Origin of the sequence: Cohnella soli (genome assembly GCF_042655525.1) — a bacterium.
GTDB classification, from domain to species: Bacteria; Bacillota; Bacilli; order Paenibacillales; family Paenibacillaceae; genus Cohnella; species Cohnella soli.
Map to the genome: position 1 here is coordinate 1 of NZ_JBHSMI010000029.1, position 18,262 is coordinate 18,262.

The 18,262-nt window shown below is 52.9% G+C and carries 20 protein-coding genes and 1 pseudogene; 2 read left to right on the plus strand and 19 right to left on the minus strand.

Annotated elements, in window-relative coordinates; all coding sequences use genetic code 11:
• Positions 1 to 367 precede the first annotated feature (367 nt).
• From recO to ACFPOF_RS20485, 18 genes and pseudogenes are all read right to left on the minus strand, one after another.
• On the minus strand, positions 368 to 1,201 hold the full coding sequence (gene recO / locus ACFPOF_RS20400) for a DNA repair protein RecO (protein WP_378136074.1): 834 nt from the start codon (positions 1,199 to 1,201) through the stop codon (positions 368 to 370).
• Between the two features lie 6 nt (positions 1,202 to 1,207).
• Positions 1,208 to 1,357, minus strand: a complete 150-nt coding sequence (locus ACFPOF_RS20405) for a YqzL family protein (RefSeq protein WP_378136076.1) — start codon at positions 1,355 to 1,357, stop codon at positions 1,208 to 1,210.
• 108 nt (positions 1,358 to 1,465) lie between these two features.
• Complete coding sequence (gene era, locus ACFPOF_RS20410; protein ID WP_378136078.1) at positions 1,466 to 2,371, minus strand: GTPase Era; 906 nt, start codon at positions 2,369 to 2,371, stop codon at positions 1,466 to 1,468.
• Positions 2,372 to 2,388: 17 nt separating this feature from the next.
• Positions 2,389 to 2,814: a cytidine deaminase gene (gene cdd, locus ACFPOF_RS20415; RefSeq protein ID WP_378136080.1), complete on the minus strand. Its 426-nt coding sequence runs from the start codon at positions 2,812 to 2,814 to the stop codon at positions 2,389 to 2,391.
• 81 nt (positions 2,815 to 2,895) lie between these two features.
• Positions 2,896 to 3,270, minus strand: a complete 375-nt coding sequence (locus ACFPOF_RS20420; protein ID WP_378136082.1) for a diacylglycerol kinase family protein — start codon at positions 3,268 to 3,270, stop codon at positions 2,896 to 2,898.
• Positions 3,267 to 3,803 (minus strand): rRNA maturation RNase YbeY, encoded by a 537-nt coding sequence (gene ybeY / locus ACFPOF_RS20425; RefSeq protein WP_378136084.1) that lies wholly within the window; start codon positions 3,801 to 3,803, stop codon positions 3,267 to 3,269. Before ybeY ends, ACFPOF_RS20420 begins: the two co-directional genes overlap by 4 nt.
• Positions 3,800 to 6,067 (minus strand): HD family phosphohydrolase, encoded by a 2,268-nt coding sequence (locus ACFPOF_RS20430; protein WP_378136086.1) that lies wholly within the window; start codon positions 6,065 to 6,067, stop codon positions 3,800 to 3,802. Before ACFPOF_RS20430 ends, ybeY begins: the two co-directional genes overlap by 4 nt.
• A 21-nt stretch (positions 6,068 to 6,088) precedes the next feature.
• Positions 6,089 to 7,000 (minus strand): PhoH family protein, encoded by a 912-nt coding sequence (locus ACFPOF_RS20435; protein ID WP_378137075.1) that lies wholly within the window; start codon positions 6,998 to 7,000, stop codon positions 6,089 to 6,091.
• Between the two features lie 154 nt (positions 7,001 to 7,154).
• Positions 7,155 to 8,333 carry a sporulation protein YqfD gene (yqfD, locus tag ACFPOF_RS20440; protein WP_378136088.1) on the minus strand — a complete coding sequence of 393 codons (1,179 nt, stop codon included), beginning with the start codon at positions 8,331 to 8,333 and terminating at the stop codon, positions 7,155 to 7,157.
• A gap of 68 nt (positions 8,334 to 8,401) precedes the next feature.
• The gene (yqfC, locus tag ACFPOF_RS20445) at positions 8,402 to 8,704 is read right to left on the minus strand and encodes a sporulation protein YqfC (RefSeq protein WP_378136090.1); all 303 of its coding nucleotides are present in this window, start codon (positions 8,702 to 8,704) and stop codon (positions 8,402 to 8,404) included.
• Between the two features lie 470 nt (positions 8,705 to 9,174).
• Positions 9,175 to 10,310 (minus strand): annotated as a pseudogene (locus tag ACFPOF_RS20450) (IS256 family transposase).
• A gap of 448 nt (positions 10,311 to 10,758) precedes the next feature.
• Positions 10,759 to 11,346 carry a hypothetical protein gene (locus tag ACFPOF_RS20455; RefSeq protein WP_378136092.1) on the minus strand — a complete coding sequence of 196 codons (588 nt, stop codon included), beginning with the start codon at positions 11,344 to 11,346 and terminating at the stop codon, positions 10,759 to 10,761.
• Positions 11,347 to 11,397: 51 nt separating this feature from the next.
• Positions 11,398 to 12,384, minus strand: a complete 987-nt coding sequence (gene floA, locus ACFPOF_RS20460; protein WP_378136094.1) for a flotillin-like protein FloA — start codon at positions 12,382 to 12,384, stop codon at positions 11,398 to 11,400.
• A 34-nt stretch (positions 12,385 to 12,418) separates the two neighbouring features.
• Positions 12,419 to 13,801, minus strand: coding sequence for an NfeD family protein (locus ACFPOF_RS20465; RefSeq protein ID WP_378136096.1), 1,383 nt, complete (start codon positions 13,799 to 13,801; stop codon positions 12,419 to 12,421).
• 161 nt (positions 13,802 to 13,962) lie between these two features.
• A complete protein-coding gene (locus ACFPOF_RS20470; RefSeq protein ID WP_378136098.1) occupies positions 13,963 to 14,406 on the minus strand; it encodes a GatB/YqeY domain-containing protein in 444 nt (147 codons plus the stop codon).
• 15 nt (positions 14,407 to 14,421) lie between these two features.
• Complete coding sequence (gene rpsU, locus ACFPOF_RS20475; RefSeq protein ID WP_094041673.1) at positions 14,422 to 14,595, minus strand: 30S ribosomal protein S21; 174 nt, start codon at positions 14,593 to 14,595, stop codon at positions 14,422 to 14,424.
• A gap of 153 nt (positions 14,596 to 14,748) precedes the next feature.
• Complete coding sequence (locus ACFPOF_RS20480) at positions 14,749 to 15,114, minus strand: histidine triad nucleotide-binding protein (RefSeq protein WP_378136100.1); 366 nt, start codon at positions 15,112 to 15,114, stop codon at positions 14,749 to 14,751.
• 117 nt (positions 15,115 to 15,231) lie between these two features.
• Positions 15,232 to 15,642, minus strand: coding sequence for a hypothetical protein (locus tag ACFPOF_RS20485; RefSeq protein ID WP_378136102.1), 411 nt, complete (start codon positions 15,640 to 15,642; stop codon positions 15,232 to 15,234).
• Between the two features lie 162 nt (positions 15,643 to 15,804).
• Here ACFPOF_RS20485 and ACFPOF_RS20490 point away from each other — a divergent pair, with 162 nt between their 5' ends.
• The gene (locus tag ACFPOF_RS20490) at positions 15,805 to 16,155 is read left to right on the plus strand and encodes a PadR family transcriptional regulator (RefSeq protein ID WP_378136104.1); all 351 of its coding nucleotides are present in this window, start codon (positions 15,805 to 15,807) and stop codon (positions 16,153 to 16,155) included.
• Between the two features lies 1 nt (position 16,156).
• A complete protein-coding gene (locus tag ACFPOF_RS20495) occupies positions 16,157 to 17,203 on the plus strand; it encodes an HAAS signaling domain-containing protein (RefSeq protein ID WP_378136106.1) in 1,047 nt (348 codons plus the stop codon).
• 436 nt (positions 17,204 to 17,639) lie between these two features.
• Here the strand turns inward: ACFPOF_RS20495 and ACFPOF_RS20500 are convergent, their stop codons facing one another.
• On the minus strand, positions 17,640 to 18,254 hold the full coding sequence (locus ACFPOF_RS20500; protein ID WP_378136108.1) for a hypothetical protein: 615 nt from the start codon (positions 18,252 to 18,254) through the stop codon (positions 17,640 to 17,642).
• Positions 18,255 to 18,262: the final 8 nt, after the last annotated feature.

Below are 18,262 nucleotides of genomic sequence, written 5' to 3' on the forward strand. Positions count from 1 at the left end.
CTCTCTGTTCAGACATTTTTCCCATTGAGTTCGTCCTCCTCATGTATTAAGTGTACATTTTCATGGTGGAGGACTCCAACTTAATTAGGGGGCTGTGGAGTGTAAGCGGGTTTTACCCGCTTATTTCGCTGAATTCACACCAGTCGCGGTCTGTAAGCGGGTTTTTCCCGCTTATTTCGCCGAATTCGCCCGAGTCGCGGTCTGTAAGCGGGTTTTTCCCGCTTATTTCGCTGAATTCGCCTCAGTCGCGCTCTGCAAGCGGGTTTTTCCCGCTTATTTCGCTGAATTCACCCCAGCCGCGCTCTGTAAGCGGGTTTTTCCCGCTTATTTCGCCGAATTCACACCAGCCGTGCTCTGTAAGCGGGTTTTACCCGCTTATTTCGCCGGAGTCGTCTGCTGCGTCGGAGTCCGGCTGCGGTTTGATGCGCGACGGCGGCGCGGCGATGTCAGGCGAGAGCATTTCGCCGTATTTCTCCAATTGATCGAGAAACCCCCGCGACTTCAAGTTCAGTCCCATGTGCGTATCCATCCAACGGCGAAGCGCAAGCCGAAGCTGCTTTTTCGTATTTTCTTTGACCGAGATGTTACCCAATCTTCTCATATCCATGCCGGCGAATATGCGGAGCAGACGCCACGCGCCGTCGCCAAGTTCAAGCGCACCGGGGTCCCGGTACGCGCACGAGTGGCATAACGCGCCGCCGGCAGGCGGGCTGAAGCGGAAAGGCACATTGCTTCTGCCGCAACCGGCGCATTCATCCAGATTCGGCTCATAACCCGCAGCCGCAATCACTTTCATCTCGTAGGCGCATACGACAATCTGCGGATCTTTCCCTTCTGCCAAAGCCGTTTGAAAAGCGAGCAACTGGTGGAACAAATACGCCGCCGCCTCGTCGTCCATCGCTCTGTCCGTCAGTTCGGCAGCATAAGCAGCATAAGCGGGACCGTCCAATCCTTGTCGCAGTTCCTGATACGAACGGATAATTTCCCCGCTATTCAGCGTCCCGAGCGTGCCGCCTTTGTAATACGAATAATCCCCGTATGTAAAAAGCTGTGCCAGCGCACCGTAACGGCTTTTCAGCTTTTTCGCGCCGCGCACGACAATGCCCTGCTTGCCGAAATCCGGCGTAAGCAGGGTCACAATTTTGTTGCCTTCCCCGTAATCGGTGCTGCGAATGACTAACCCTTCAACGCGATACAACAACGGCCATCATTCCTCGTCCGCGACATTCCCCTCGTCCTCTTCCGTTCCCGGCGCATGGCCAAGCTCGGCGGCACCGAGATTGTGCATTTCTCTATAAAGCAAATATGCTTCGATATCGCCGGTTTGCTTAAACACGTGCCACGTGAAATCCCGCACTGCGCCTCATCCTCTCCGGGCGAAAATGAACTGCACTTTCACCGAATAGGATGCCACCCCAGCTTGCAGGGTATGCCTGACACATTTTGACGCGACTCGGATTTTTACTTACTCTTCCCGGTACCCTAACGTCTTCAACAAAGATTCGCGATTGCGCCAATCTTTGTTAACTTTCACCCACAACTCCAAATAAATTTTCGATCCAAGCAATTTTTCCATGTCTTCGCGGGCTTGCCTGCCGACTTCCTTCAGAAGCGCGCCTTGCTTGCCGATAATGATGCCTTTCTGGGAATCCCTCTCGACATAAATGACGGCTCCGATATTCACGAGGCCATTGCTTTGGACGCTCATGCTCTCGATTTCGACGGCGATCGAATGCGGTATTTCCTCCCGCGTTTGTTGCAGCAACTTCTCCCGAATGAGCTCAGCGCAGACAAACTGCTCGGGATGGTCAGTCACTTGGTCAGCCGGATAGTACATTGGGCCTTCTTGCAAATATTTTGACAGCGTGTCCAATAACGCGTTAACGTTGTTGCCGTTGAGCGCGGATACCGGTACGATCTCCGTGAAGTTCATTTGCTTGCTGAATTTCTCGATGACCGGGAGCATTTGCTCCGGATGGATTTTATCGATCTTGTTGAGCACGAGAAACACGGGCGTGTCCTTGACTTTTTTCAACTGTTCCATGATGTAGCGATCGCCGCCGCCAATTGACTCCGACACGTCGGTCAAATACAAAATCGCGTCAACTTCGTTTAGCGCGCTTTCGGCCGCTTTCACCATATAATTACCAAGTTTGGAGTTCGGTTTATGAATACCTGGCGTATCGAGGAACACGATTTGCACTTCGTCCGTCGTATACACGCCGTGAATTTTGTTGCGAGTCGTCTGCGGCTTATCCGACATGATAGCGATCTTCTGTCCGATCACCTGGTTCATCAGGGTCGACTTGCCGACGTTCGGACGACCGACAATCGCAACAAAGCCCGATTTGAATTTTTTTTTCTGCGTCATCGCTTAGACCTGCCCTTTCATTTGTTCAAATCTCGCGAGGAGAAAGCGCCCGGTAATAACTCAGCCACCGTCGTTACTTGATGGGAACCGTTCAAGTTGCCCAGAATAACAGGCATGTCCGGCGCGCACAATTCGACCATGACCTGGCGGCAAACGCCGCAGGGAGAGATCGGTCCGTCCGTGTCACCAATGACTGCGATCGCTTTGAACTCTCCGGCCTGTCTACCGTCTGCGATCGCTCGGAAAAGAGCCGTTCGTTCCGCGCAATTCGTTGGTCCGTAAGCCGCGTTCTCCACGTTGCAACCATGATGAAAATTACCGTCGCCATCGATAACGACTGCTCCGACTTTAAAACCTGAGTAAGGCACATATGCCCTTTCGCGGGCTGTCTTCGCCATATCCAGAAGATGATCTACAGATTGTAAAAGTTTGTCTACGCTCATCCTCATGCCCCGTTCCGTTCTTGTTGTCGTGTTCATATATTGCAATGTCGCTTGCACAACCACTCGAGAACCATCGCCTCGCTAACCGAAGAACGCAGCCCATAACGGAGGCCCGAGGACAATCGCTCCGACAACCGCCGCATACAACGCCGCAACTAGCACGGCGCCTGCCGCCGTATCTTTCGCCGCCTTGGCGAGCGGATGCTGTCCCGGAGAAGCCAGATCGACAATCCGCTCCAGCGCCGTATTAAAAAGCTCCGCCACCCAGACAGCCGCTACTGCCGTCGTTATCCATAACCAATCGGTCGTGGTCGCTTTCAGCCAGACGGCGGCGGCAGCGACGACGATCGTCGCCGTCAGATGGAATCGGACATGGCTTTCGCTGCGCACTGCGCCGGCGATGCCAGCCAAGGCGCAGCGAAAAGAGCGAAGCTCCTTCGAGCGCCATCCGCTCATCGCGACAATCCCGCTTCCAGCAGCACTTGCTCTTGCTTGGCGAACATCTCTTTTTCTTGCGTCTCATCCGCATGATCATAACCGATCACGTGCAAGAAACCGTGTACAAACAAGAAACCGAGCTCTCGTTCAAAACTATGGCCATAATCCTCCGCCTGCGCTTCCGCGCGCGGAACTGAAATAACGATGTCGCCGAGCAGTTCCGAATACGGATTACCTGCTTTCTCCTCATCGTGCCATTCCTCTTCGTCTTCCTCGGTCGCTTCGTACTCGTCATCGAAACGGATGTCCGGCTCCTCGCCTTCAATCAGTGAAAAGCTTAGCACGTCGGTCGGCTTGTCCAACCCGCGATATTGCCGGTTCAATTCGCGAATGCCTTCGTCGTCCGTCAACGTCAACGTGACGATTCCCGTCTCCACGCCTTCCTTCTTGCCGGCGATGACGAGCAGCTTCTCAAGCAGTTCCATCCATTTCTCTTCCTGAGGTCCGGCGCCTCCTTCACGTTCGTCGATCCACTCGAGACTTAACGTCATTGTGCCGACTCCTTCGCTTCTTTTAATTTTTTCAATTCCTTGTCGTCGGGATATTCGATTCGCGAATGGAACATCCCGATAACGGTTTCCTTCAGTGTCTCCGCGATTTTGTCAAGCTCCCGGAGAGTCAGATCGCATTCGTTGAACTGGTTATCATCGAGCCTGTCCTTTATGATTTTGCCGATAATGCCTTCGATCTGTTCGACCGTCGGGTGATTCAGCGAACGCACCGCCGCTTCGACGCAATCGGCAATGCCCACGATCGCCGCTTCCTTCGATTGTGCTTTCGGCCCGGGATAACGGAAATCGTCCTCCGTCCATTTGTTGACCTCGCCCGCCTCTTGCGCCAGCTTGGCCGCCTTGTGGAAGAAAAACTTCAGAAACGTTGTGCCGTGATGCTGTTCCGCAATATCCCGAATCGGCTTCGGAAGTTTGTATGCTTTCAACATTTCTCCGCCGTCTTTCGCGTGAGCGATAATGATCGATGCGCTGACTTTCGGATCGAGCTTGTCATGCGGATTGCCGGAACCGTTCTGATTCTCGATAAAATAGAGCGGCCTCTTCGTCTTGCCGACATCGTGATAGAAAGACCCCACGCGACACAGCAGCCCGTTCGCGCCAACCGCTTCAGCAGCCACTTCCGACAAATTACCGACCATCAAGCTATGATGGTACGTACCCGGCGTCTCCGTCAGAAGCTTGCGCAGCAGCGGATGGTTCGGGTTCGACAGTTCGACGAGCTTCAGCGCCGACAGAATGCCGAACGTAACCTCGAAGAACGGCATGAGTCCGATGACGAGCACCGCCGTCAGCAAGCCGCTCGAGAACATGAACGCAACCGATTGGACAAGCGCGGACCGGCTAGGCTCCGGATCAACGAGCATAAGCGCCAGCACCGCTACCGAGCCGAACAGGCTGACCATAATGCCCGCTTTCAATATGGACGAACGCTGGCTCGCTCTGTGAATCGCCAGCACAGCGGTGAACGAGACAACCGCCGCAACGAATCCGTAACGGAAATCGAATATATGCGCCTGCTCTACATTTAAGATCACACTTGCGAGCAACGTAAATAAAAACGAGCTGACAAGGCCGAGATGGAAATCGAGCAATAATGTCACGAGCATACTGCCTAGCGCAACCGGTGCCAAGTAGCCGACATGCGGCCAATCCTGGCTATGGGCCAACGCCGCAAGATGCATGAACAAAATATTCAGCGCGAAGATGAGCAGCAGCATAACCCACTGGGCGTTTGTTCGTTGCGATGTCTGCGAGCCGAGCGAAGTGAATTCAGCGTACCCGTACAGCGCTAACGTGAATATTACGGCGAACAACAGCACGCCTAGTTTCGGCAAGTCGCTTTGGCGTTCCTGCAGAAGGCCGAGCGCGTCCAGCTTCTCATACAGAGCCTGGTTAATGACTTGTCCCGCCTTGACGACAACGTCGCCTTGCATAATGACCACTGGAGGAGTATTCTGTTTCGCTTCGACTTCGGCGTCATCCGTCGCTTTCTGATCGAAAAATTTGTTCGGGAGAATTGAGATGCGCGCCAATTCCTGCACGATTTCCCGTTCCGCCTTCAGCGAAAGCGAACTTGCATTCACAAGCTCAGCAACTTTTGTCCGTGCCGTCTCCGCCTGAACCAACGGCTCAAGCATCAGCTTGCGCACGACGTCCCGTCCGACAGCGCGCATACTCGCGATCTGTTCGGGCTTTAGCTTTGGAATTTTGTAATACGTTTCTTCCGGAATCGCGTAAGCTTGCGCGGAGACGACCTTCTCCATCTCCGCAAGCAGCTCAGTGGAATACGTTTCTTTGTTCCTGTTCGCCGCGACGAACGAGGAAACATACTGCTGAACCCGCTCCGGAATGACTCTTCTGTATATGTCGACTTTGTCGCTTTCGAGAATTTGATCATCCTGATTGATTTCTTCGACCCGGGCGAATATTTCGTCTATGAGTGTTTCGTTGTGAAGGGCGACGATGGAAAACCTCGAACCGACTTTTTTCGCCGCCTCTTCCTGCGCCTGCAGCGTCGCTTTTTCGTCAACCGTCTGGCGCGGAGCGCGAATGTCTTTCTCGCTTTTCGCGTTGAGCGTAATGTCGTACGTCTCCGGCACGAGACGCGGCGTCAGGCTGAAGTAAAACAAAAATACAAAAAGCAGGAGCAGGAGCCAGCGCATCGCCGCGCTGTGCTTCCATCCTGCCGCTGCCCGGGTCAAGGTCGATGGATGGCTGGTCTGGCCGTTATTGCGACGACTCATCCGGCGCTCCCTCCCTGATCGTTATTGTTCGTTAAAAGCGTTGTAAGCCAAAATGATCTTCTGGACGAGAGCGTGGCGAACGACGTCTTGATCGGTAAAATACACGATGCCGATCTCTTCGATGTTTTTGAGCACTTGTTCGGCTTCCATCAGACCGGACTTTTTGCCCTTCGGCAAATCAATCTGGGTGACATCTCCCGTAATGATCATGCGCGAACTGGAGCCCAGCCTCGTCAGAAACATTTTCATCTGCTCCGGCGTCGTGTTCTGCGCCTCGTCCAATATGACGAAAGACTCGTCAAGCGTCCGGCCCCGCATATAAGCGAGCGGCGCGATTTCGATCTGTCCGCGTTCCATCGCTTTGGCGACGCCTTCGACGCCAAGAGCGTCGTTCAACGCATCGTACAGCGGCCGCAAATACGGATCGACCTTCTCTTGCATATCGCCAGGTAGAAATCCAAGGCTTTCACCGGCTTCGACGGCGGGGCGAGTCAGCAATATCCGCTTTACTTTGCCGCCTTTAAGCGCAGCTACCGCGCACATGACAGCCAAGTACGTCTTGCCCGTACCCGCAGGGCCTATGCCGAACACGATATCTTTCTTGCGAATCGTCGTGACGTAATGACGTTGTCCAAGCGTCTTCGGAATGATCGGTTTGCCGCGAAACGTCGACGTGATTTCTCCTTTAAACAAACCCAGCAGCTCGTCCGCTTTCATCTCCTTGGACAGTTGCAGCGCATAACGAACATCGCGCTCGGTTATCTGCATACCATCCTGGATCAGCTGGATGAGCGTCTCGAACAACTGCTCAAGTGAGCGCACCTCATCGGATGGCCCTTCGATATAAATTTCAGCTTCTCTGGAACGAATCAGCGATACGGTTTCTTTCTCGATCAGCCTAAGGAACACGTCCTGCGGACCGAACAACGCCATTCCTTCCGCCGCGTTGCGTAACGGGATCGTCGTGCAAGCTTTCAGCTCCGTCAAAAAAACTCATTCCCCCTGCTGGAAAACGCTCATTATATCGTGTTCAAAAAGTTCGATATTCAGCACCGAGAAGGTTGAAGAAAACTTTTTGAACAACCTCTCATCCTATTGGACGTTCGACCGCGATCGATTGTTCCACTTCGAAATACACGGTTAACATCACTTTACCATTCTCGGTACGCTCATGTAAAATTTTTTCCTCTTTTATCGACGCCTCCGGCCCGCTCCCCCGCAGCAATTCCGACCGTGCCTGCGCAAGTCCGGCTTCTTTCGCTTCCGCCGGCGTCAGTTTATTGACGGTTTCCGTCACTTCCCGCTCCGTCTCAATCATCGTCCCGAACGGCAGCAGCCGGTCCCATAACTTCGCGCGTTTGACCGTCGCCAAAGTTTTGGACAGCTCATACGATTCGCCGCGATAGCCGGAAATTTGCAGCGCGCGGCTGCCAATGACGAGGAACTTGCGCTCCTGGGAGGCTCCCGTAAAGTTTCTTGCTTTCGTCTCAAGCGGCGATGAGATCCGGTATTCGTGCCAGACGAGCCCCATCACCTTGCCTTTGGAGGAGACGACTTTATTGTTTGTTTCGTTGCCGATAAACCCGGAGATCAACACGTCGCCTTTGCGCACTCTATCGTTACGCTCTACCTTCGGCCTGCCGCTTTCGGCGATAATCCGGGTAACGACGGCATCGGTCGTGGCGACGAGATTGCTTGGACCGGTGAGCGGTTTCTTCTCAGGACGCGTCGAATCGACGACCGTAATCGTAACCGTCGTCCCTTGCTTGTCCACGCCGATCCATGCCGCCTCCGGCAGCCGGAGCGCCAGCTTCTTCGCGAGCATATCCGGGCTTTTCAGCCTGAACGCCGATTGGAACGAATATAACCCTTCTTCCTTTGCAGCCGCGCGAATTTTCTCCGGCGGAATCGCAGAATTGCCTTCGATTTTGACATTCCATACGAAAGTCGACAGCACGAACAGCGCAATCGCGAAAGCAAGCATGCCTGCCGCAAACGTTTTGCGCCGCGATAGCTTGGCCAACTGGAATGGCAGCCCGTGCTTGGACAAAATGCGAGAACGGCTCCCACTCTCCCGCAAAAGCGGCCGCAGCTTGAAGAATTCAGGCACAGTCACGCCGAAGCTGAGTTCCCCGCCTTTTGTAAACGAAATATTCCATAGGCCGATTCGTTGTGCTGTCGCCGCGTTCAGGAACGTCTCCGGCTCTCCTCCGATCAACTTCACGCCGACGTAGCCGCGTACGTTCGCCAACCAAGTTCCTTTCATCCCCGCTACCCCCTGCCCCAGCTTGTCCTCCTACAAACGCGCGGAAAGCGCGCCGGGAAGCTTTTCCTTCATCCCGGCGTCTTGTTCTTGCCCGAAACCAACATCTGGACGCCTAAAATATTGCCTTCTACGAATACTTCCTCTGCGCCGATATTGCGGATAATCAAATTTTGTCCCGTCACTTCCATTTCCCCGTTATCCATCGCAAGCCGCAGATTGTCCGGAGAGAAATGAAGAATCCCGCGGTGGTTCTCCACCGTCACCTGAAGGCCCCCGATCATCGTGATGCGCGGTAAGTCCAGCACCACATCCTGCGGCAGGTCGAGAATCGTCGCGGTCCATTTGCGCAGCTTCCGACTTACACGCATCATTGGGCGGTCCTCCCTCCTATACGGTAAAACATATGCGCCGCATGCGCCCTTTATGAAGCGATGACGGCCAAGCTTACCGCAAATCGTCAGATCGGACGCCTGGCTCAACACAATTCAGGTGAAAATTGGGATGGCAGGGCTGTTAGTGGTCTGGCGGAGCTTTATTTCAGTGGATCACGGGAGTTCGGGACTGTTAGTGGTCTGGCGGAACATTAATTCGGCGGGTTACGGAAATTCGGGGCTGTTAGTTGTCTGGGAGAGCATTATTTCAGCGGATCACGGGAGTTCGGGGCTGTTAGTGGTCTGGCGGAACATTAATTCGGCGGATCACGGGAAATCGAGGTAGCGTCAAGAAGTTTGTGTAACATCTTTTGGTAAGTAGAGTATCCATCGGGACGATGGATACCACCGATTTCGTTTTCAATCCTTCAGGGGGTACCCCCCTGAAAAAATTTCCTGTCACTGGAAATCTACGCCTGATACCGGTCTTTGTACATCTGGTTAAACGCAGCCTTCGTGTCCACGTCCACAAAACCACGAATCGCTCTACCACACCACTTCTCATTGTAGTCGAGCGCCTGGAGGTAGATGATCTTCTCCGCCGCTTCAATGTTCGTGAGACTGTTCATCGGTTTGAGTCGCTTACGGAGTTCCTTGTTCGTCCGTTCAATCGGATTCGTCGTGTAGATCGCTTCCCAGGTCAGCTGCGGGTATTTGTAGAAAGTCAGAAGTGTAGAGAGCTGCTCCTCCCAGGACTTCACTTCCTTCGGATACTGTTTGCGCCACTTGTCCCTGAATCCGTCGAATACCGCTCTTGCTACATCTCCATCAAGCGCAGTGTACACTTGCTTGAGATCAGCCAGAAATTCGCTTTTATCCGACATACGAATTTTGGGGAACGTCGCACGTACCTTATGGACGACGCAGTGTTGTACGTCAGCCATTGGATAGATTTCTCGGAAGGCCTCCTCCAGCCCGGGCAGGCCGTCGAATACGCCGAGCAGGACATCCGTGGCACCGCGCTGCTTGAGATCCTTGAGCACCTCGCGCCAGCCGTTCGAGCTCTCGTGACCCCCGACGTAGAAGCCTAAAATTTGGCGAATCCCTTTCTCATCAATGCCCATCGCCAAGTAAACAGCCTCACTGCTCACCGTGTTACGTTTGAGTTTGACGTAAAGTCCGTCGAGGTAGATGACCGAGTAGCGCTTCTCCAGCGGACGCTTCTGCCACTGCTCGATGTCCTCCATGACGGTCTGCGTAATATTACTGATGGTCGTAGGCGAGTACTGCGTACCAAACATGCTCTCGATGAATTTAGCCACTTCGCGCGTGCTCATGCCACCTTTGTACATGTGAATGATGGCTTCTTCCAGCCAGCCCTCACGGCGTTGATACGGCTGGAACAAACGCGTTTGAAAGTAGCCTTTACGGTCTCGCGGCACTTGCAGGTGTAGTTACCGTTGCGCATCGTGCGCTGTCCTTGATGCTCGTGTTGGATATAATTTTTGATTTCTTCACGCAGCAGCAGTTCCAGCTTTTCCTGCAGAAGTTTGGTTACAGCATTTTCAAGTAGATCATTGAACGCATTTTCGGGTATAGTAGTCATCGAGTAGGGCTCCTTCTTGGTGCGTGTCGTAACCCCGAGAATACCCTACTTTTTTGCTGCCTGTTAAGGCTCCAAATCATGGTACACAAACAATTTTACGTCATCGAAATCGAGACTGTTAGTGGTCTGGGAGAACATTATTCCGACGGATGGCGAGAGCTCGAGGCTGTTAGTGGTCTGGTGGAACATTATTCCGATGGAATACTGGTGTTTGGGGCTGTTAGTGGCCTGGTGGAACATTGTTCCAGCGAAATACTGGAAATCGAGACTGTTAGTGGTCTGGGAGAACATTATTCGGCTTGATCAAGGGAGTTCGGGGCTGTTAGTGGTCTGGAGGAGCATTAATTGGTCACAAACGACAATCCGGATTGCGAGGGATAAAATGCACGAAAGGTTACGACTTCTGTCTCTCCCCTGAGAGAACTAAAATCGTAACCTTCCGCTTTGACTATTTACCGTATGGTTTTCTCGCCCGCGGCGGTCCGACGATCTCTGCCCAGACGATCGCGCGCTTCATGTCTTGGCGACTGAAAGCACCGGCCGACGATGTTGCACGCTGTTGCTGAAGCCGCACTTGCGACACAGGCTGCGACTCCGAAGCTGCCACCGGCTTCACAGCAGGCAACGACTGCGATACGTATACATCCGCAGGCGAGGATACGCGCTCAGGACGCGGCTGCTGGCGAGGCGCCGGTGGCTGCGAAGCTTGCGCCTGCCCTCGGTGCTGCGCATGTGGCCTAGGCTGTGAAGCCTGTGTCCGCTCTCCGTGTTGCGCATAAGGCCTAGGCTGTGAAGCCTGTGTCTGCTCTCCGTGTTGCGCATATGGCCTAGGCTGCGAGGCCTGTGTCTGCTCTCCGTGTTGCGCAGGAGGTCTGGGCCGCGCAGGCGCTGAATGCGCTCCGCCGCTGCCGAAGTCCGGCATCCGATTCCTCGGCCGCTCAAGCGGCGATTTTCGGAAAAACATCGAATAGATGATGCCTATGACGATAAACACGAAATAAAAGTTGTGCGTCAGGAAAGAGATCAGTTGCTCCAAGTTTCATCCTCCTCGCTGATCCGGCAACCCTGGAAAGGGTCGCCTTTCCGCTTACGGCTTGTGGCTGCCGTCTTCTCCCTGCTTGCCGATCGCACCACGCATTTGTGTGTCGGCTTCGATATTTTTCAAATTCATGTAGTCCATAACACCAAGCTTGCCGCCCTTCAGTGCGTCAGCCATCGCCAAAGGCACTTCGGATTCCGCTTCGACGACTTTCGCCTGCATCTCGACAACTCGGGCTTTCATTTCCTGTTCCTGTGCGACAGCCATTGCGCGGCGTTCTTCCGCCTTCGCCTGCGCGATGCGTTTGTCAGCTTCGGCTTGCTCCGTTTGCAACTGCGCGCCGATGTTTTTCCCGACATCGACGTCAGCGATATCGATCGATAAAATTTCAAACGCGGTGCCTGCGTCCAAGCCTTTGCTTAGAACTGTTTTGGAAATCAAATCCGGGTGCTCCAATACATCCTTATGGGATTCGGACGCGCCGTTCGTACTAACGATGCCTTCCGCGACGCGGGCCAGCACCGTTTCCTCTCCCGCACCGCCGACGAGACGATCGATATTCGCACGAACCGTCACGCGAGCTTTGACTTTGACTTCGATGCCGTTCTTCGCGACTGCAGATACAATCGGTGTCTCGATTACTTTCGGGTTAACGCTCATTTGCACGGCTTGAAGAACGTCTCGACCAGCAAGATCGATTGCCGCCGCTCTTTCAAACACGAGCGGAATATCGGCGCGCTGCGCGGCAATGAGGGCGTTCACGACGCGATCGACGTTACCCCCGGCGAGAAAGTGGCTTTCCAATTGGTTAATGTTCAGACCTAGTCCTGCCTTTGTAGCCTTGATCATCGGATTGACGATACGACTTGGAACGACGCGGCGCAGGCGCATTGCCACAAGCGTAATAATGCTGATCCGGACGCCGGAAGCAAGCGCCGAAATCCACAACATAAACGGGAAGAAGCTTAAAAATACGGAAACGGCCACAACAGCCAAAGCGACAATGACGAGCAATTGAATTTGCGTGTTATCCATAGTTAACCTCCAATGGTTTGATTAACAGCTCATATTATTCATGTATTTCTTTCACGACAATTCTCGTCCCATCGACGGATATGACTCGAATCGGCTTGCCATTCTCGACGAATTCGCCTGTCGTAATAACGTCCAGCCGTTCGCCTCCGATTTCCGCCAAACCGGACGGTCGAAGCATCGAAGCGGCAACGCCTTCGAGCCCGACCCAACGCTCTCTTGGCAAATGGGGAACGAATCCTTTATCCGCCGTAAGCTGCTCCTTCAAAATAAACTTGTTCCATATCCCTCGCTTGCGAAACACGTAAGCGACAGCCGCAACGATGACAGCAGCCACAATACCGGCGATGCCAAGCGAGCGCAGAGCGTTCCCCGTATCGTAGGCCCCCATCGTGATGCCGGCTACGACGCCAACAATGCCAAGAACTCCGAGTATGCCGAAGCTGGGCAAGAATGCTTCAAGAATCAACAGTACAATGCCGAGAATAAATACGGCAAGCGATTCCATGCCTGCAAAGCCGGCGATCGACTGCCCGAAGAAATACAGGCCGAAGGAGACCAACCCTAGGATGCCCGGAACGCCGAATCCCGGTACGAGGAATTCAATTGCAACACCAGCAATGCCAAGAATGAGCAGCAACGTACTCATGCCGGAGCCGGTTACAAAAGCAGCCACGCGTTCTGCCAAGGAAGGATCGAAATGTACGATCATGCGGTCCTGCAAGCCTTTCCAGGTGATCGCATCCTCCACGCTTTTCGCAATATGGTCGGCATAACCGACTTTCATTGCTTTGTCGGCGCTCAGTGAAATAATATGACCTTTCTCTTTCGTTTCCCCGATCGCTTTCATTTCGACGACGCGGTTCGGATCGACCATGCCGACAGCGATGTTCGGATCTCTGCCGTTCAGTTGCGCCGCCGCGTTCATCTCTTCGCTCCAGAAGGAGACGAGCTTCGGATTGTCGACGGCGTCTCCGTTGCTATCCACAATCATCGCCGCGCCGATGACCGTTCCCGGGGCCATAGCGATATCGTTCGCATTGAGGGCAATGTACGCCCCTGCGGACGCTGCTTTGCCGCTGACGAACGCCAGTGTCGGGACAGCGCTTTCGCGAATGCGCTTACCGATCCGCTCGGCGGAATCCAATCTCCCTCCCGGCGTATCGATGTCAAGCACAACAAGGGATGCTTTCGCCTCCTCCGCTTCCGTCAGCGCGCGATCGAGGAACGACTCAAGTCCGCTTTGCACTGTCTGCTGTACGGGCACGACGTAAACTGCCCCTTCGGACGGTTTACCCGCGGCGTCTACGGTGCCCGCAAGCCCGAACAACAGAAGCAGAACCGGCAGCAATAGCGACAGCATCGGCCTCGGAAATTTCTTTTGCCGCCCCTCGCTTCGATGCTTCTTAAATGGCCTCAAGGCGCTCCATCCTCTCTTTACGTGATTACCAGCTTGATCGGTTATACGCTGCAGCCGGTCAAACGTTCCAAATCCTTTGTCGCAACCGATGTCTCTATCATCGTTATTGCAAAATTAAAGCAAAAAGCACCCCCGGAAGGGATGCCTGTCGTTCGTCGGAATTATAGCAGAGATTGTTGGACGATCGCGTTCACAAGTTTGCCATCCGCGATTCCCTTTACCTTAGGCATTAGGGCACCCATCAATTTCCCTAGCTCAGCTTTAGAAGAGACACCGGTCTCTTGCATGGTCTGTACAACAATTGCTTTGATTTCTTCTTCCGTCAGCTGTCGGGGGAGATATTCTGCGATGATCTCAATTTCTGCTTTTACGTTCGCCACGAGATCATCCCGGCCGCCTTTCTCAAAGTCGGCTTGGGAATCACGTCGTTGCTTGAGTTCACGGCTGAGAACGCTGAGCGTCTCGCTTTCGTCAAGCGGGCGGCGCAACTCGATTTCTTGGTTTTTGATCGAAGCGCGAACCATGCGAATCGTCTGAAGACGAAATTTCTCGCCGTTCCTCATCGCGTGCTTCATATCTTCGTTCAAACGGTCCGCAAGAGTCATGAGTGCGGATTCCTCCTAGTACTTGCGTTTGCGCGCAGCTTCGGATTTCAACTTACGCTTAACGCTAGGTTTCTCGTAATGTTTACGTTTCTTCACTTCCGCGAGAACGCCATCTTTGGCAATGGAACGCTTAAAGCGGCGGAGTGCAGCGTCGATTGTTTCATTTTTACGAACTTTTGTTTCGGCCACCAGTTTTCCCTCCCTCCGCACCAGACCCAACACGGTTATCAAACTATATTATAGGTGATGTGGAAAGGGAGTGTCAACTTGGGCGGACCGAAAAATTACGAATCGTCCGAGCTAAGTTTTTCCTCGAAGCTTTCCCCTGCTTTTCTCGCGTTATTATTCACCGGAAACGTCGTTTTGTACGTTCAGCGCTCCGAGTTTCTCGCCCCCGAGCACATGCCAATGGATATGGAATACGATCTGTCCGGAATCTTTGCCGCAATTGTTCACGAGCCGATAACCGCTTTCCGCGATTCCCGCTTCTTTCGCCACTTGCTGGGCGGCAAGCAGCGTATGTCCGAGAAGTTCGGCATCGTCCGGCGTTGCGTCATTCATCGACGCGATATGTTTCTTCGGGATAACCAGCAAATGAACCGGCGCTTGCGGCTGAATATCGTGAAACGCGACGACACGATCGTCTTCGTACACTTTTCTCGCGGGAATCGTTCCTTCAACGATTTTACAAAACAGGCAATCGGACATGGGACACCTCGACCTATCGATTATTTGCTCTAATCATACTCGATGGAGAAGGCGCTCGTCCAATTTCCCTTCAAAGAAAAGGACCTGCAGAGACAGGTCCGGCGCGGCGCACGCCGATCACCAATAGTAAGGCAACAATGAGATCGCCGCAAGTCCTGCAAGGGGCAAAACTAGCCGGTTAAAGCGTCTCGGGCGATACGGAAAGAACGGACCGAAGCCGCCTCCGGGGAAAAAGGCGCGCATATGATCGACAGCTCCAGGAACCGCCAGGCAAAGCCATTCGTCATCAACATGTTCGACAATGCCGTCGTAACAGAACCCGTCCGCTCCTTGAACTTCTACATAGCGGTGCATGTGGGCGAGACATGTTTCTTTCGATATTTTGGAAGCTGCGGATTTCGCCGTCGGCTTTGCGGCCGGCATTGAATACGGCATCTGCGCGGGCATCGGAGCCGCAGGCTGAACGACCGGCTCGTTCGGCTGCTTATGATGATGGGCCGCAGGCTGAGTAGGTTTCGTCTTTTCCATGTGCCATTCCTCCTTGGGCGCTTTCCCCAACAGCATATGCCGGTTTAGGCGAACGGCTACACACCGAACAAAAATGGGCGATGGAGGTATAAGAAACATTTAATATTGTGATATTTACAATAGTGTGTGTTACACAGTATAATCATATCGGGAGCTGACCATATGACAAATATAAATGAACTGACATCGGGATTATTAAGCGAACTGCGAAGAGGCACGATTGTCATTGGCGTGCTCAGCCAATTGTCCGAGCCTCAGTACGGCTATTCTCTCGTGTCATTGATGGAGGAAAAAGGAATTGACGTCGATCCCGGCACCTTGTACCCCTTGCTTAGAAGACTTGAGAAGCAAGGGCTGCTGGAGAGCAGATGGGATACAAATGAATCTCGGCCTAGGAAATATTATTTACTCAGCCCGCTTGGAAAGAAAGTATACGCGGAACTGTACAGGGAATGGCACAAACTGGTCGCCAGTATGAATGTTGCTTTGACCGATCTTGGAGGGGGAGAGTAGGATGGAAGTCATTGACCGTTATATTTTTGCAGTAACGCAACGTCTGCCAGAGCAACAAAGAGCGGATATTAAACGGGAATTGCAAAGCCTGATCGAGGATATGCTTGAGGAGCGAGCGCCCAATGGTCAATCATCTAAAGAGGAAGTAGAGAGCGTACTGCTTGAGCTCGGTCCTCCGAATGAACTTGCCGCCAAATATCGCGGGTACGAACGTTATTTGATCGGCCCAGCATTAATCAGCGCTTACTGGACTGCGCTGAAAGTCGTATTAGCGTCAATCGTCATCGGATTAACCGTTGTTTTCGTATTCGATACGTTTCTTGCGCGCTCGGAAAGACTGGATCCGGTCACAAACTATTTGGCCTCCCTCGTTACGGGCGCTGCGCAAGGCTTCTTTTGGGTGACAGTTGTATTTGCCTGGATGGAATATAGACAGCGGATAAATAGCTCAGGAAACGGCAGCAAGAAGAAAATGTGGAGCCCTTCCGATTTGCCTTCGATTCCGGACGCCAAGCTGAAAATTAAAAGAAGAAGACCGATCTTTGGCATTATTTTTGTTATTGCAGTCATGACGATTTGCCTTCAATCAACCGATCTTCTCGGAATTTGGAGGAATCATGCCGGCGAGTTCACGAGCGTTCCGTTCCTGGACAACGATGTATTCCGGCACTATCGGCCGCTTCTGTGGATCATCGCCGCTCTATCCATAACGAAACAAATCGTCCTAATCATTGTCCGTTATAGATCGAGCAAGTTGCTGGCTTTTCATATTGCGATGACCATTATTACAGCATTGCTAGTGTGCGTCATGGTGTCGGATAATTCGTTATGGAATCCTCATTTCATCCAGGATTTAACTGCCTCTAGCCTTCTTCCAATTGATGGAAATAACTTCAAAACCTTAATATCGAATTGGCCCAAGGCAAGCGAATATCTTATCAAGGCTGTCGCATTGCTCGCGTTACTCTCTATCGTAAGGGAATCCCTGGCTTGGTACAGGGCAGTATCATCGCCCACTCCCATCACAAAACAAAAATCGTTAGTCTAACAACGGCTCAGGCTATTAAGGTGTGTTCAGTGTTCCACAAACTCTAACGGTTGCCATCACCGTTAAATCGCGGATTTATGGCTAATTGTGACTCTAACGGTTGTACATGCGGCTATTTCAATGTTTTGATGCGATATGAGGAAGTCTGCAACCAATAACGTCGCTCACAACCGTTTAGAAATTCAATAGCGCCGTTTTAGACTGATTAACGGCTATGGCAACCGTTAGATTTTTGGCCCCCTGCAAAGTCCACCCATAAGCCCCCGCCATTGATTTTGACCGGGTTTGCTAGTTAATCATGGGGGGATGTCGCCTATCGAATTCTTCCCAGAAAAAGAGCCTCAATCCCCACTGAAGTGCTGGTGGAAATTGAGGCTCTTTTGCGTGTGAATAGGGATGTTCACGTGCCGTGCGAACACTGTTGGGACATCCCATATTATTCGACCTTGCCATAAACAAGGAAATCTTTCCCTGCTTCTATCGCGCTCGGAATCCACTCTCCGCCCGCTTCCATCTGTCGGAAGCCGGCTTCTCCGGTCAGAGGGCGATAACTAGCCAGCTTCTTCCGGACGGCGTCCGCAACGTCACGAGCACGCGCCAGCGCATCGGACTGAGCTGCGGTCAACGTACCATCGGTTTGACCGACTCCGTCCAAAGCGCCACCTTCGCCAAGCATGTTTTTCAACACTTGCTCGTAAGGTTTAATGGTCTCTTCGGCTGATTTGCCGGTAGACTCGCTGTCCGCGTCGGCAAACAACGCGATCGCTTCTCCGGATGCAGCTTTCGCGCCACCGAGCGATTCCGCCGCGCGCACTTTATCGGCCGTCGTCTTGGCGTTCAGCATGCCTTCCGCGCCGTCATGCAGCTGATCCGCAAAAAGCAATGCGAATCCATAACGCTCGCCAATCCGCTGTCCTCTTTCCGTGTCTCGGGACTGCCCTTTTAACAAACTGTTCGAGTAAAATATGATGATCATCGTCATCATCACCATCATAATCACCAGAAGCACAGGCACCGTATACTTTCTTTTGACTTGTGTTTCTTCAGCCACAACTACTC